At 42.3% G+C, this 14123-nt stretch carries 15 protein-coding genes; 6 read left to right on the top strand and 9 right to left on the bottom strand.

Annotated features, from left to right (window positions below):
- Nucleotides 1-90 precede the first annotated feature (90 nt).
- Nucleotides 91-1068, bottom strand: coding sequence for a phosphate acetyltransferase (pta, locus tag D0469_RS04395; RefSeq protein ID WP_117325434.1), 978 nt, complete (start codon nucleotides 1066-1068; stop codon nucleotides 91-93).
- A gap of 611 nt (nucleotides 1069-1679) precedes the next feature.
- Here pta and hemQ point away from each other — a divergent pair.
- Both hemQ and gerQ read left to right on the top strand, forming a co-directional pair.
- A complete protein-coding gene (gene hemQ / locus D0469_RS04400) occupies nucleotides 1680-2423 on the top strand; it encodes a hydrogen peroxide-dependent heme synthase (protein WP_117325435.1) in 744 nt (247 codons plus the stop codon).
- A 303-nt stretch (nucleotides 2424-2726) separates the two neighbouring features.
- Nucleotides 2727-3305: a spore coat protein GerQ gene (gene gerQ, locus D0469_RS21955; RefSeq protein ID WP_117325436.1), complete on the top strand. Its 579-nt coding sequence runs from the start codon at nucleotides 2727-2729 to the stop codon at nucleotides 3303-3305.
- A 115-nt stretch (nucleotides 3306-3420) separates the two neighbouring features.
- On the opposite strand, the gene D0469_RS04410 is transcribed toward gerQ, so the two are convergent.
- The 3 genes from D0469_RS04410 to D0469_RS04425 all read right to left on the bottom strand — a co-directional run bounded on the left by D0469_RS04410 (nucleotide 3421) and on the right by D0469_RS04425 (nucleotide 5509).
- Entirely contained in the window at nucleotides 3421-3792 is a 372-nt protein-coding gene (locus tag D0469_RS04410) for a DUF423 domain-containing protein (protein WP_117325437.1), read from the bottom strand.
- A gap of 22 nt (nucleotides 3793-3814) precedes the next feature.
- Nucleotides 3815-4105 carry a YwdI family protein gene (locus D0469_RS04415; protein WP_117325438.1) on the bottom strand — a complete coding sequence of 97 codons (291 nt, stop codon included), beginning with the start codon at nucleotides 4103-4105 and terminating at the stop codon, nucleotides 3815-3817.
- Nucleotides 4106-4822: 717 nt separating this feature from the next.
- Nucleotides 4823-5509: a uracil-DNA glycosylase gene (locus tag D0469_RS04425; protein ID WP_117325440.1), complete on the bottom strand. Its 687-nt coding sequence runs from the start codon at nucleotides 5507-5509 to the stop codon at nucleotides 4823-4825.
- 240 nt (nucleotides 5510-5749) lie between these two features.
- Between D0469_RS04425 and D0469_RS04430 the strand changes: the two genes are divergently transcribed.
- Together D0469_RS04430 and D0469_RS04435 are read left to right on the top strand one after the other, a co-directional pair.
- The gene (locus D0469_RS04430; RefSeq protein WP_117325441.1) at nucleotides 5750-7192 is read left to right on the top strand and encodes a phospholipase D family protein; all 1443 of its coding nucleotides are present in this window, start codon (nucleotides 5750-5752) and stop codon (nucleotides 7190-7192) included.
- Between the two features lie 228 nt (nucleotides 7193-7420).
- Nucleotides 7421-7750, top strand: a complete 330-nt coding sequence (locus D0469_RS04435) for a general stress protein (protein WP_117325442.1) — start codon at nucleotides 7421-7423, stop codon at nucleotides 7748-7750.
- A 276-nt stretch (nucleotides 7751-8026) separates the two neighbouring features.
- On the opposite strand, the gene D0469_RS04440 is transcribed toward D0469_RS04435, so the two are convergent.
- Genes D0469_RS04440 through mobA form a run of 4 tightly spaced genes read right to left on the bottom strand, consistent with a single transcriptional unit; the run spans nucleotide 8027 to nucleotide 10452 of the window.
- Nucleotides 8027-9046, bottom strand: coding sequence for a MoeB/ThiF family adenylyltransferase (locus D0469_RS04440; RefSeq protein WP_117325443.1), 1020 nt, complete (start codon nucleotides 9044-9046; stop codon nucleotides 8027-8029).
- Between the two features lie 2 nt (nucleotides 9047-9048).
- Nucleotides 9049-9282: a molybdopterin converting factor subunit 1 gene (gene moaD, locus D0469_RS04445; protein WP_117325444.1), complete on the bottom strand. Its 234-nt coding sequence runs from the start codon at nucleotides 9280-9282 to the stop codon at nucleotides 9049-9051.
- Nucleotides 9275-9739, bottom strand: coding sequence for a molybdenum cofactor biosynthesis protein MoaE (locus tag D0469_RS04450; protein WP_117325445.1), 465 nt, complete (start codon nucleotides 9737-9739; stop codon nucleotides 9275-9277). The genes moaD and D0469_RS04450 overlap by 8 nt, the downstream gene beginning before the upstream one ends.
- Nucleotides 9736-10452 carry a molybdenum cofactor guanylyltransferase gene (gene mobA, locus D0469_RS04455; RefSeq protein ID WP_158553346.1) on the bottom strand — a complete coding sequence of 239 codons (717 nt, stop codon included), beginning with the start codon at nucleotides 10450-10452 and terminating at the stop codon, nucleotides 9736-9738. Before mobA ends, D0469_RS04450 begins: the two co-directional genes overlap by 4 nt.
- A gap of 616 nt (nucleotides 10453-11068) precedes the next feature.
- Between mobA and pdxK the strand changes: the two genes are divergently transcribed.
- Nucleotides 11069-11884 carry a pyridoxine/pyridoxal/pyridoxamine kinase gene (pdxK, locus tag D0469_RS04460; RefSeq protein WP_117325447.1) on the top strand — a complete coding sequence of 272 codons (816 nt, stop codon included), beginning with the start codon at nucleotides 11069-11071 and terminating at the stop codon, nucleotides 11882-11884.
- A gap of 72 nt (nucleotides 11885-11956) precedes the next feature.
- Here pdxK and D0469_RS04465 read toward each other — a convergent pair whose 3' ends face one another.
- Complete coding sequence (locus tag D0469_RS04465; RefSeq protein ID WP_158553347.1) at nucleotides 11957-13180, bottom strand: IS701 family transposase; 1224 nt, start codon at nucleotides 13178-13180, stop codon at nucleotides 11957-11959.
- A gap of 392 nt (nucleotides 13181-13572) precedes the next feature.
- On the opposite strand from D0469_RS04465, the gene D0469_RS04470 reads away from it, so the two are divergent.
- On the top strand, nucleotides 13573-13923 hold the full coding sequence (locus D0469_RS04470) for a YojF family protein (protein WP_117325449.1): 351 nt from the start codon (nucleotides 13573-13575) through the stop codon (nucleotides 13921-13923).
- The last annotated feature ends 200 nt before the right edge of the window (nucleotides 13924-14123 follow it).

Genomic DNA, 14123 nt, shown 5'->3' on the forward strand with positions numbered 1-14123 from the left:
CCCACAGGATGTGGGTCAGAACGGCGTTGCCACAGGACGTGGCGAACTTAGCCGTTCTTCCTCTGCCAGAGGGCGCTTGCGCTTTTCTTATTATCGCTGCAGCGCCTGTGCCGCTGTAATCAAAGCCAATTTATAAACATCCTCTGTATCACAGCCCCGGGACAGATCATTAACCGGGCGATTTAACCCCTGCAGGATCGGCCCTACCGCTTCAAAACCGCCTAAGCGCTGGGCAATTTTATAACCGATATTTCCGGCTTCCAGGCTGGGGAATACAAATACATTTGCGGTGCCTTGCAGCGGTGAATCCGGTGCCTTCTTCTGCGCTACGGAAGGAACAAACGCTGCATCGAATTGAAATTCACCATCGACAATCAGCGATGGATCAAGAGCCTGAGCTTCTCTTACTGCTTCTGAAACCCGATTAGTTTCAACTGATTTCGCTGACCCTTTTGTTGAAAAGCTAAGCATTGCCACACGTGGTTCGATATCAAACATCCTGGCTGTTCTTGCACTTTCAATTGCAATCTCAGCAAGATCCTTGCTATCGGGTGCTATATTGATAGCGCAGTCAGCAAATACGTATTTCTCATCCTCGCGAACCATAATAAAGGTACCGGACGTTTTGCGGACGCCTTCCTTTGTTTTAATGATTTGCAGGGCCGGCCTTACAGTGTCGGCTGTTGAGTGTGCGGCACCGCTAACAAGGCCATCTGCTTTATTGGTATAAACCAGCATCGTTCCAAAGTAATTCTCGTCAAGAAGGATTTTTTTTGCTTCTTCCTCCGACGTTTTTCCTTTGCGGCGTTCAACAAAGGACGCTACCAATTCATCCTTCATAATATAATTCTCAGGATCATAAATTTCAGCGTCCTCAACAGAAACGCCGAGACTTTTTGCTTTTTCCTGGATTTGTTCAATATTTCCGATCAGGATCGGGATCAAAACTTTCTCCTCCGCCAGCCTTCCCGCGGCAGTTAAAATGCGGTCGTCCAACCCTTCAGGAAAAACGACTTTCAAATTGTGGCCGTTCACTTTTTCTTTTAATGACTCAAACAAATCGCTCAAAGCGTCTTCCTCCTTTATTAATATCTTAATTTAAAGATAAGAATGTTTAACAAGTACAGATGTCTAACTCCAGTGACCAGCAACTTTTTTTACGGAGTAAAATAAAGCCCCAACGCACAGGACAAGGAACGCTTCGGCAGCGATTCTTCGCACGAAACAAAGCGCTAGCTTTGTGAGGATGTGCTGGCATCGTCGATTGGCACAGGACGGAGGTTGAAATGGTTTTAAATTTCAACCCTGCCAGAACTTAGTCGACGTTCCTTCTGTCAGGGCGCTTGCGCTTTTCTTAGAATACTCCTAACTAATGAATTTTTCTATTGATGGAGTGATTGGGATCGCTTTCAATAGAAAAGTAAGTTAATTCAAAAAAATATGAACTTTTAATAACTAGTAAACCTTTTCTGTTCTATAAAATGATTTCCTTTTTTTTATTGAATAAACCCACATTGGATAATCTTTTTCAAATAAATAAAGCCCTTCCTATAAAATGGTGAACAAATTTCGAACTTAGTATGAAAAGAGATGTTTAAAAGGTTTCAAAATTAGCTGCTGAGAGAAACTATGATATAGTATGTATGGATATACTTATTTACCTATAGGAGTGATTGTTTATGAGTGAAGCAGCACAAACACTTGATGGCTGGTATTGCTTGCATGATTTCCGTCTTGTAGATTGGACAACCTGGAAAATGCTTTCTAGCGATGAACGCCAAGCTGCCATTTCAGAATATATGAACTTAATCGAGAAATGGACTGTTACGCAAAACAAAAAAGAAGGAAGCCATGCGATTTATTCAATCGTAGGACAAAAGGCAGACTTCATGATGATGTTTGTCCGCCCTACTATGGAAGAGCTAAATGAAATTGAAATGGAATTTAACAAAACTAAATTTGCTGAATTCACCATTCCTGCACATTCCTATGTATCGGTTGTTGAGCTAAGCAATTATTTGCCAGCTGGTCAGGATCCTTACGAGAGCCCTGAAATCCGGGCCCGGCTGTACCCGATCCTCCCTACAGCAAAGCATATCTGCTTCTACCCAATGGACAAGCGCCGCCAAGGCAATGATAACTGGTACATGCTTCCGATGGAAGACCGCCGCAACATGATGCGCTCCCACGGCATGATTGGACGCCAGTATGCAGGAAAGGTAAAACAAATCATCACCGGTTCTGTCGGCTTCGACGATTACGAGTGGGGCGTTACCCTTTTCGCTGACGATGTCCTTCAATTTAAAAAATTGGTATATGAAATGCGTTTTGATGAAGTAAGCGCACGCTATGGAGAATTTGGTTCGTTCTTCGTGGGCAACATCCTTCCACAGGAACGTATTGAAGCTTTTCTTCACGTATAATAGTAAAAATTTAATACAACAAAACACCCTGCCTGCAAATGGCAGGGTGTTTTGTATTGTATTCCCTGAAAATTGAAGGTTATTTCTATTACCACATTCATTTGTAAACGTACCGATAAAATATTTACCAGCAAGTTTACTACACAGTTTAAGTATATTCCCTATCGCGAGGGTTTTTTTAATATTGCGGACAGGCTGATGTTAAAAAATACTGACATAAATGCCCTTGCCCCTCCATACATATTGAACAGTGAGTAACTTTTGCGTTATATATTTCTATTAATGATCTATGGAGGGAACAATATGAATCAAAATAATCCTAATCCGTATAATTATGGTTTTCCTTATTATCCGTACGATAACACGTACGGACGTCAGGAAGGAGAATATGGTCAGCCGGGAGGATTCCCGTCTCAAGGCCAATTCCAGCAATTTGTGCCTACACCTGACATGCAGGTTCTTCCTGGTTCTCAGGCTGCTGGCCCTCAACCTGGACTCGGAATGCAAGGTGGAGGGATGCAAGCACCTGGAGCTGGAATGATGGTTCCAGTTATGGGAGGGCAACCTCAAGGAATGGGAGCTCAGGCTCCAGGACAGCTCCCTGTCGAAGAATCATATATTGAAAATATCCTAAGACTAAACAGAGGGAAGCTTGCTACTGTTTATATGACCTTTGAAGGCAGACGAGATGGAGAAAACACGTTAACCTTCAGAGGAATTATCGAGGCTGCCGGGCGTGACCATATCGTTATCAGTGATCCGCAAACCGGAATGCGTTACCTTCTGCTAATGGTATACTTGGATTATGTTACATTTGAAGAAGAAATTGAATACGAATATCCATACGCCGCCGGCGGAATGGCTGTTTACCCTCCGAGATAATATTGGCTTAGGTAAACTAAGTTATTTCGGATTAAATGGTTAGAATTCACGGAGGTTTTACGCAAAAAATGCTAGAATTGGCAAAGGACTGAAGCTATGTCAGTCCTTTTCCTCTTTATAAATATTTATTTACAGCCAGAATCAGCAAAACCCAGGCTGCCAAAAAGGAGACTCCTCCGATTGGTGTAATCGCTCCGAGCACTTTTATTTGAGTTACACTTAAAACATATAAGCTGCCTGAAAAAATTAGGATTCCTGCAAACATAAGCCAGCCTGACCATGTTATCAGTAAATTAGCACCCATTTTTCCGAAGATGATTCCGACTGCTAGTAAACCGCCGGCATGGAACATCTGATAGGTAACAGCCTTTTCCCATATTTTTAGATATTTTTCTGGGATTTTCCCTTCAAGCCCATGGGCACCAAATGCTCCTAAAGCAACTGCAAGGAACGCATTGATAGCACCCAGGATAATAAACAACTTCATATATACCTCTCCTCTCAGGACATTAAAAATCGAAAATAGATTCACCGTTTGCTTCATTTATCTTAGCAGGTTTCCCCTGGGGAAGCGAAGAAACTGGATTTACAATCTCTTTCTGAATGACTGGTGACGGTGCAGCAAGCACAAGTTTTTGCTCGTAAAGATCAGATAGTTCCTCCTGTTTATCAAGGAGAATATCACATAGTGCCTGAACAGCAATTATATAGCCATTTAATTTCTCTTTATTTTCGGCAGCTCTGGCTTTTTGGACAAGCTCTTCCATCTTTATCAAAACAGTATTTGATCGTATTTCCATTTAGTCACCTCTGTGATTCTCTCTTCTATCTTTGATGTGTTCATATGTATTATATTAATTGTAAAGCTTTTTCAAAATGGGTCAACTGCTCTCTGAGCCAAAGGAGTTTTCGAAGGAATTTCAAGGATCCTGTTTAATAAATCATTTTTCATTATCACCGAACGAATCCCCTTATATGCCGCTAGCTGGGCTCATGCTTTCCCAACTCTCATATCGGCCCAAAATATGGGCCAGTAAGTAAGCCCTGAAAAAACTCTCTTCGTCCTCTTACTTTTTTTAACAGCTCCCCGCCAAGCATCAATGCAGGTTTCGCACGGATGCATATCGATTATGCCAATACAGTTGTAGACGTGTTTATTGATTTTATAACGAAGAACATCCAGCTCTTTATCCGCACCGCATCAATTTTTACAATTAGCAATTACTTTTCTTCGTATTTAAGGCATGGGCGGCCCGAGGAACGGAATACTTCCAAAGAAGGAAGTCTGGCTGTCTTGAATTGAAAGGCGCGGCAGCCCTTGGGAAATTTAGAGTCCCATGTTACATAATAATGTTTGCACTTCATGCAGTTGATTCGTTTTTGATCCATTATATGCTTCCTTTATTGTTTTATAGGCTGGTTTTGTCAAACTGTAATGTTTCATGTGAAACATTGTCGAAAGCTGAGGCGCATCTTCCCCATTGTAATTTATCGGCTATCAAACTGCTCTTTTACAACTAAACAGTATCTTTCGGGATTTGCCAGTCAATTTTGTCCCACCCATGCTTTGCAAGGAATTGATTAGCTTTTGAAAATGGACGGCTTCCAAAAAACCCTTTACTGGCTGAAAGCGGGCTTGGATGGACAGAGGTAAGAATTAAATGTTTATTTTGATCAATAAGCGGGATTTTGCTTTGTGCCGGCTTGCCCCACAGTATGAAAACCATAGGCCTTTCCCGTTCGCTAAGCTTTGAAATTACCTTATCCGTGAATATTTCCCAGCCCTTACCCTGGTGCGAATGAGCTTTCCCCTCTCTTACAGTCAATACAGTATTAAGCAGCAATACTCCCTGTTCAGCCCATTTTACCAGGTACCCGTTGTCAGGAATTCTGCATCCAATATCGGTGTTTAATTCTTTATAAATATTCCGTAAAGATGGCGGCACCGCCACACCCTTTTTCACTGAAAAACTTAAACCATGTGCCTGGTTTGGGCCATGATAAGGATCCTGGCCAAGAATGACCACCTTTACGTTTTCATATGGAGTGTATTGAAGGGCATTAAAAATATCTTCTTTATCTGGATGGATTATCTGACTGCTATATTCCTCTTTAAGAAATTCTCTTAATTTTAAATAATAGGGACTGGAAAACTCTTCTGCCAGCAGAGGAGCCCAGTCATTCATCAATATGTCAGCTGTCATATTGGTTCCTCCTTATAGTTGCCTGATTAGCTCTCCAGGAACTTAGCAAGCTTTTTACTTTGTTAATCCATACCCATTTTTTCCAAATTCCAAATCTATTTATTGGATGTTTCCATTCCCGGCAAAGAAGGGAATAGAAAGACAGCTAGTTAGCATTTGTAATCAACAATATCTGCAAATCTATTATAATCATAAAAACCTGCTGATGCTCGTGTTTCCTATTGAATTGGAGGTGTCATCATGAAAAAAATCAGTCTCTGGATACTAAGAAAACGAGTTTATATTCCAGTACTTTTCGTTATCTTATTAACTTTTGTTATTGCCTATAATAGCTACAAGCCTCTGCCAGAAGGTGTCTCCGTGGAGGGCGAGGTTCGCTATCCGAAGAACATTGATTTTCTATACGATTTGACCTATAAGCAGCCAAATGGTGAGATGAAAAGTGAACAGCATATTTTCCCTTCGATTTATAAGGCCATTGAGGAAGCTGAGTCTTTTATTGTCATGGATATGTTTTTATTCAACGGCTATTATGACGAAAACCGGGACTTTCCTGATATCAGCCGAAAACTGACTGATAAGCTGATCCAGCAAAAAAAGAAGCACCCCGACATGAAGATAATCTTTATCACTGACGAAATCAACACAAGCTACGGCTCCCACCCTGCCAAAGAATTAGAGGAACTGAAAAAAAATGATAATGAAGTAGTGGAAACAAACCTGGAGCGCCTAAGGGATCCAAATCCGCTCTATTCCGCTGTATGGCGGTCCTTTATTCAATGGTTCGGTGAGCATGGGAACGGTTGGGTACGGAATCCATTTGCAGAAACCGCTCCAAAGGTTACATTACGATCTTATTTTAGGCTCCTCAATATTAAAGCTAATCACAGAAAGGTGCTCGCTACTGAAAAAACTGCCATCATCTCCTCTGCCAACCCTCATGACGCGAGCGGATATCACTCGAATATTGCTTTTTCGCTGGATGGAAATGTTATCGGCGATGCAGTAAAAGCTGAACATGCTGTCAGTCGTTTTTCAAAAGGAACTGACGCCTTTCCTGTTTTTAAAAAGACAGAAGAGAAAAAGGGTCCAATCACTGCCCAGCTGATTACTGAAGGGAAAATTAAATCCCATGTTGTGGACGGGATCAATGCATCAGAAAATGGAGATATCATTTGGATTGGAATGTTCTATATCGCCGATCGTGATGTTGTGAATGCCATAACGGAAGCAGCAAAACGTGGTGTCATCATTAAAATGGTGCTAGACCCGAATCAAAATGCTTTTGGCAATGAGAAGAACGGCCTTCCAAATCTGCCTGTTGCTGCGGAAATAGAAGAATTAGGGGAAAAGAATATTACAGTACGATGGTACAAAACCGAAAAAGAGCAATTCCATACAAAGCTTATGATGATCAAAAAACAAGATAAAAGCATTATCATCGGCGGATCAGCAAACTATACAAGCCGGAATCTCGATGACTTTAATCTGGAAGAGAATATTAAAATCACCGCTCCAGAAGACGCTCCCATTTCTAAGGACGTAGAAATCTATTTCAAGCGGATTTGGGAAAACGAAAACGGGAGCTATACTGCCGACTATAAAGAATATCAGGATAAGCTCCCTTGGATAAAATATATCGTGTATAGGATCCAAAAGGTATTGCGGTTTACGACTTTTTGATTTTGGAAACAGGGAACTTGGATTAGAAAATTCCTGTTAGTAACAAAACATAGCTCCGGAAAACCTCTTTCACTAACGTAATTTTAATTGGACCGGAAGCGGCGTTGGACAACTTTTTAATAGGAGTTCAAATAAATTAGACGTTTTAATTAGGGTTAACTAGGTTAAATTAATAGAGTAGCTGATCAGCATTTGAATCTAATTTTTTAAATCAAGGAGGAATGTAACATGAGACAAATAGAAGTAGTAGAAAATGGCGTTCAGGCAAAGGAAAAGATGGATATGCTGCTAATGTCAGGATTTACGAAAGACGATATTTATCTGTTCGCCCATGACAAAAACCGCTCTGAGCATCTAACTGAGAACACAAATACCAGCGGAACTGGCATGAAAGAACAAGGCTTCTTCAACTCAGTAGGCAACCTCTTCCGTTCCCGTGGAGATGAACTCCGCTCCAAGATGGAATCACTTGGACTATCAGAATCAGAAGCAGAAGCCTATGAAAAAATGCTGGACGAAGGAAAAGTAGTAATGATCGCCAGTAAGATGAATGTATAAGTAGTTGTTTAATAACCCCACCCCGGGATTTGGTGCCGGGGTGGGGTTCTGTGTTTAATAGATTATTATAGTAGCTGTTCACTGATTCATTGGTTCAGACTCTATTCCGGGATGTATTTCTTATCCCTAAATTTTACGAAGGATTCCAGTTTGAGTATGAAGGATTCAATGTCCAAAATGGAATGTTTTACTGCCAAACCTATGGCTAGCGTATCAACCTCGGCAGTCCGCATTCCGCCAAACTCCTATAAAAACGAAAAACCCCGCCGCGCGGGGTTATCCCAATATCCTCTGATAAAGGGTTTTGGCATGAGCTTCATCCTTTGTTCCGTGTACGAGGGCGCGGCCGTCCTGGAAGATGACCATGCGCTGTCCGTTCTGTTCGATTGAGGCAAGGAAAGGGTTAGCCTTTACAGTGTAGCCGCTGTTTGCCAGGTCATCGGATAGCTTTTGGAGATTCAGCTTCAAGGGCTGCGGAGGCCTGACCTGTACAGTATCGCGGCCGCATAGTACCGCTGTTTTCGTAGCATTTTCCAGTGTCAAGAATGGAAAGGTGCGTTGCTCGCCGCAGGAAAGGCAATCTTTTTTCTTTGCCCGGGAAATTTTCATACTTTGATATTGGTTCCGCCACATATCAAATGTGACAAAGCTCGGGCGGACAGCATCCCAATCCTCTACCAGTATTTTTAATGCTTCGGCTGATTGATGGGCAACGGTCATTGTTACTGCTGGCGAGATGATCCCGCCTGTGTCGCAGGTCATGCCCTGAATCGGAATGGTCCGCAATAGGCAATTTAAGCAGGGAGTAATTCCAGGGACGATTGTCAGGCTCATCCCTACGCTGCCGACACAGGCCCCGTAAATCCAAGGAATCTGATGCTTCTGTGACAAGTCATTGATGACCATTCTCGTCTCAAAATTATCTGTCGCATCCATGATTAAATCAACATCAGCTATGAGCGGTTCCAAACTTACAGCTGTGCCGTCCATCACAACAGCACGGATATCGACATCACTATTTATTCGCTGCAAATGTTTTTTTGCGGCTTCTGCTTTTGGCCATTTCGCTTGAACGTCATCCTCGGTATAAAGCTGCTGGCGCTGGAGGTTGCTTTCCTCTACATAATCACGGTCCACAATTGTTAGTCTTCCAACTCCCGCGCGTGTTAAATATTCAGCATTAGCAGATCCGAGTGCCCCTGCACCGATCAATAAAACGTGTTTATGCCTGATTTTAGCTTGGCCTGCTTCCCCAATCGGAGAGAAAAGCGTTTGCCGTGAATACCGTTCGTGCATAATCACCCTCCGCTGACCGGCGGGATAAAGGCAACCGTATCACCATTGGAGACCATTGTATCAGGATCGGCAAATTCTTCATTAACAGCTGCCATAACGCCTTCAAGGCCATGCAGTCCATATTCGTCTGATAGCTTTTGCCGCAGCTGCTCAACAGTCAGCTCATCCGCATTCACTTCTATTTCATCTTTTCCAATCAAATCCTTCAAATGGGCAAATAAAAGTACTTTAATCATGGAAATCCTCCTTTTCCGGCTTTCCTGTCGGGTAACTTACTGTTTCGAGCTGATTGCCGATCCATTTTTCTCCGTCTTCCCAGTGTTCTTTTTTCCAGATCGGCACAATTTCCTTTATCCGCTCAATGGCATACCGGTTTGCCTCATAGGCATCGTTCCGGTGCGGAGTGCTTACCGCAATTACTACCGCCACATCTGTAATATCCAATTTGCCAACCCTGTGGGTGATTGCCACCTGTGCATCCGGCCAGCGTTCTCCTATCTCAGCACCGATCTGCTCCAATTTTTTCACTGCCATAGACTCGTAAGCCTCATATATCAGAAACAGTGTTTTTTTCCCGTGAGTAAGCTCTCTCACTGTTCCGATAAATGTCGTAATAGCCCCAGCTTCCCTTTGTACGACTTTATCAATTACTGATTGAATATCAATTGGTTCTTTTGCAATTTCAAAGTTCATCGCTTACCTCCATGTTTCATAAAAGGATGATCGTTCAGCTTTTGCCCTTCGTATGATTTATCTGTACTTAATTCTTCGTTCTGAAAAAACATCCTCCCCGCTGGTTTTTCTAACAAAGCTTCTTCAATTGCAACTGCTCTTGAGTAATCTTCTGGCTTATTCATATTGTAAAACATATAGGAAAAAAGTGTTTCATCTTGGAAATACTCTTCAAAATCTGTTTCTTTCAATATTTTAACATGAAGTTTATCTATAAACGCAGCCATGCTCAGCTTTCCATCTATCAAACACTTTTCTAAATCTGCAAGGCAGCTTTTCCTGTAAACGGCAAAGAGCGGATGAAGCTGGCCAAATATCTCTGGAACAACAGCATCAAAGTCTTCTGAAAAACTAATCATCCGCTTTAAAATGTTTGCATTTATAAACGGCATATCACAGGCAGTGATGACATTTATTTCTGTAAGTGAGGCAGATAATCCAGCATGGAGGCCACCCAGCGGCCCCATATCTTTATAAATATCCTCAATCATCGGTACATGTAAGAAGCGGTAATCCTCAGGAGTATTTGTGATTAATAAAAAATCATCCGCCGCCAGCTTTAACTCGTCTTGGATGTTACAAATATTCGGCTGACCGCAGATAGGGAGCAGGGCTTTATTTTTTCCCATCCGGCTCGACCTGCCGCCAGCCAAAAGCAGAGCTGTAGTTTTCATTCCAATGTCCTCCAGCTTTCTAAGCATGGTTTTTTCAATAATACCTTTTTCTCAGGATTACCTTCTTCTTTAAATATAACCTGATTAGGTTACTATCTTCCCTTAAAAATGAAGGCAGGCTCGCATTTTGCCAAAACTCCTTTTTACCGTTTCAGGTTTATCGCTTATAACAATCATTCTTTATGATAGATTAAAATTCCCTGCTCATCATGATTAATATAAAAAATATCTTGTAAGTTATTTTATCAGGAGGAATCCTCTCTTCCCAAAAATCTATCCTGCCTCTGTCCATATTATTTGTCAACCATACTGTACCCCTTCTTCTGATAGACTTAATCCTGATGTAAGGTCTGCATGCTCCGAGACTCTTCTATTTTTTATATTTACTGCTTTTATAAACTGATATAAATTACTCGAATAGTTTATAAATAGTTGATCTTCGCTCCAGCATTACTGAAATCCTGTTCGTTTGGATTCATTCTATTTTCCTATTATTCTTGTTATAATTATTGAAGTTGTTATATCCTTAATAGGATGCAATATCTTAATGTTCATATTTTAAAACCCATTCTATGCAAGGACGAAATTTTAATCCAATTTTTAGGAGGCACCTCATATGACAATGAAAAAGGCTTTAACAATCGCGGGATCAGATTCAAGCGGCGGCGCTGGCATCCAGGCTGACCTGAAGACGTTCCAGGAGCTTGGCGTTTATGGAATGACCGCTTTAACAACAATCGTTTCCATGGATCCTAAAAATGGCTGGCACCACAACGTTTTTCCTCAGGAGCTGTCAACAGTTGAAGCCCAGCTTGAAACTATCCTATCTGTGGGAATTGACGCAATGAAAACTGGAATGCTTGGTTCAGTGGAAATCATTGAGCTTGCAGCCCGTAAAATAGAAGAACTTAACCTAAAGAATGTTGTTATCGACCCGGTTATGGTGTGCAAAGGGGAAGACGAAGTTCTTCACCCTGAAACAGCGATTGCACTTCGCGATGTATTGACTCCAAAGGCAGCTGTAGTCACGCCCAACATGTTTGAGGCTAGTCAGCTAGCTGGGACAGGCCCTATCCGTACATTGGATGACATGAAAAACGCTGCAGCTAAAATTAATGAGCTTGGTGCAAAATATGTTGTCATCACAGCTGGGAACAAGTTTGAACATAATAAAGCAATCGACCTGCTTTTTGATGGAAACGAGTTTGAAGTACTTGAAGGCGAGCGTATTGAAACTACTTATACACATGGTGCAGGCTGCACGTTCTCCGCTGCCATCACGGCTGAATTGGCTAAAGGCAAATCTGTTCGTGACGCAATCTACACTGCGAAGGAATTTATTACGGAGGCAATCCGCCATTCTTGGAAATTAAATGAATATGTCGGTCCAACAATGCATAGCGCTTACCGCATGCATGCTGGAATAAAATAACTTGACTCTTGCATTTTTAGTTCAGACCCTTAAAAAATGGCATACGGGTAGTGCTGTTAATAAAACGATTTTTTAAGCGATCAGTTTTAGGGTTCTAAGCACCTGTTTTAATGGTGTGTTCGCCAGTCCTTCCTGGTAAACGTAGACCACTAGCTGCCCCAGCATCTCGCTTCTGATTCTTCTGACTGTGTCACCCAGAGATAGCGGGGATCCTTTTGACCACTCGGACCTTTGAACTTCCAGGAAATTCTGTGTCAGATACTGGATGACCCAGTAGCGTTCAATGGCCTTGAATGAAAGCATTTGGTACTGGTCAAATCCCAGAAGCTCCTTGAAATAGCGGTATCCCGTCTCGATTTCCCAGCGTACATGGTAATACTCGAGGATGGTCACGACATCCAGAGCGGTATCCGTACACAAAATACAAAACGGAGTTTTGTCCGGGTTGAATTTCTTGTCCCAGGACAAGAGGACTTTCGCATTTTTAATATCTGAAATGGAACCTTCATAAGAATACACCCGGAACCGGCCTTTGTCCTTCACGGTCACAGAGTGAAGGTCTGTGTTTTGGATGTATCGGTTCCCAAATTCCGACATGGGAATTTGTATGCCCGCTGGGCATATCTTCCGGTTGGATTTGACCGCACCAATCACATGAAAACCTTTGGAGTTACAGGCATCGACCAATTTCTTGCTTGTGTACCAGCTGTCCATCAGGACATAGACCTGTTCATCATCAGCGGCAGGAAAAGCATGGACCATTTCCCAGGCCAATTCATTTTTGCTTTTAAAGGGATGGCCCGACTCTTCACAGTAACTCTTCCTGAAGTAGGGGCGGAAATCCCAGGCAAAGGAGTATCCTTCAGCCACCACGTGGGCCGTAACCAGGCAGTGCGACCAGACACTTTTCCCTTCTGTGTGAGAGAAATGAAAATCCAAAGCTTCCATTGTTTTCGTTGATCGATTCTTGTGGCAGCCGGAATCATCAATAATCAGAAAAATAATGTGCCTTTCGTCCCCTCGCTTTATGCGGGCACGCCGAATGGTACTCATCAAATGATTCATTCTTCTACGCTGAACCCGGTTGGCGCACCAGGGAGACTCTTTTAGGAAACGGGTCATGCAGCTGAGGTCACGGTCCTTCCCGGAATGGTTCCGGATCTGCGATATCGTCTTTCTTCCCTCGCTCAGGATGATACCATGCATCATGGAAACCAAATGATTCAATTGAGGTTTTGACAGGCAAAGACCGAGAGAAACAATGAACTTGACGATAGCTGAATAGAAGGATACCATGGCCTTAGACATCTCCTTTTTTCGCGTATTGGTTGTGTGTGGTAACCTTCCAATTCCACGATTAAAGGGATGTCATTCTTGTTTTTATAAGTTTTTCAAGGTTCGACAAAACTAGACAATCTTTACGACAAGATTTTTGCAAGACTCAATTAAAATAATATATTTTTCGTAGACCCTCTGTTGAATTAGACAGGGGGTTTTATTGTAGCGGCAGTTTACCTGCAAAAATGTGAGTAAACGGAGATGGTACGTTACAGCTCATACTTTCTCAATAAGCAGTTGTTTCAAACTTTCTTATAACGGATTCAGCTTTTCGCATTTCGGGATGGTTTTTAGTAAAATAATAAAGATATTAATTGTTTCCTATCGCGTGGCTTAATAAGGAGGATAACATGAAAGCAATTGAACAAAAGGATAGTGTACAGCAAATCATCGATTCATTGGCCGGCAAAGATGTATATCTGCACCTTGAAACGACAAACGGTGCTTATGCCACCCATAAGGATGAATCGTTTTTTTCAGCGGGTGCTTACATACGAAACGCTAAAATCCGTTATGAACATGGAAAGATAGTCGGAGATGGTCCATTCCGAGTTGGATTGAAGCTTGGAATAGGCTGGGTTTATGGTGAAGGCATCACCCATTTTGAGCTGGATGATAAAGGACGGCTGCTTCTTGCAGGCCTTGATAATACTGGCAAGCTTGCAGTAGCTTTGGAACTGAGCGAAAACCCGTTTGAATAATAAAAGGGCAAGCGCCGACAAAGGAAGAACGGCTAAGTTCGCCACGTCCTCACAAAGCTGGCGCTTTGTTTCGTGCGATGCCTCGCTGCCGTAGCTTTCCTTGTCCTGTGGCGTCGCCGTTCTGACCCACATCCTGTGGGCCTAAGCATAAGACAAGCGCTGACAGAAGGCGCTTTTTGCCTTCCGAAGTGATTGGCTTA

The organism is Peribacillus saganii (genome assembly GCF_003429095.1).
In the GTDB taxonomy this organism is placed as follows: Bacteria; Bacillota; Bacilli; order Bacillales; family DSM-1321; genus Peribacillus; species Peribacillus saganii.

Coding starts and splice junctions, on each gene's coding strand:
- hemQ (WP_117325435.1), top strand. CDS start 1,680: ATGAGTGAAGCAGCACAAACACTTGATGGCTGGTATTGCTTGCATGAT.
- gerQ (WP_117325436.1), top strand. CDS start 2,727: ATGAATCAAAATAATCCTAATCCGTATAATTATGGTTTTCCTTATTAT.
- D0469_RS04410 (WP_117325437.1), bottom strand. CDS start 3,792: ATGAAGTTGTTTATTATCCTGGGTGCTATCAATGCGTTCCTTGCAGTT.
- D0469_RS04415 (WP_117325438.1), bottom strand. CDS start 4,105: ATGGAAATACGATCAAATACTGTTTTGATAAAGATGGAAGAGCTTGTC.
- D0469_RS04425 (WP_117325440.1), bottom strand. CDS start 5,509: ATGACAGCTGACATATTGATGAATGACTGGGCTCCTCTGCTGGCAGAA.
- D0469_RS04430 (WP_117325441.1), top strand. CDS start 5,750: ATGAAAAAAATCAGTCTCTGGATACTAAGAAAACGAGTTTATATTCCA.
- D0469_RS04435 (WP_117325442.1), top strand. CDS start 7,421: ATGAGACAAATAGAAGTAGTAGAAAATGGCGTTCAGGCAAAGGAAAAG.
- D0469_RS04440 (WP_117325443.1), bottom strand. CDS start 9,046: ATGCACGAACGGTATTCACGGCAAACGCTTTTCTCTCCGATTGGGGAA.
- moaD (WP_117325444.1), bottom strand. CDS start 9,282: ATGATTAAAGTACTTTTATTTGCCCATTTGAAGGATTTGATTGGAAAA.
- D0469_RS04450 (WP_117325445.1), bottom strand. CDS start 9,739: ATGAACTTTGAAATTGCAAAAGAACCAATTGATATTCAATCAGTAATT.
- mobA (WP_158553346.1), bottom strand. CDS start 10,452: ATGAAAACTACAGCTCTGCTTTTGGCTGGCGGCAGGTCGAGCCGGATG.
- pdxK (WP_117325447.1), top strand. CDS start 11,069: ATGACAATGAAAAAGGCTTTAACAATCGCGGGATCAGATTCAAGCGGC.
- D0469_RS04465 (WP_158553347.1), bottom strand. CDS start 13,180: ATGGTATCCTTCTATTCAGCTATCGTCAAGTTCATTGTTTCTCTCGGT.
- D0469_RS04470 (WP_117325449.1), top strand. CDS start 13,573: ATGAAAGCAATTGAACAAAAGGATAGTGTACAGCAAATCATCGATTCA.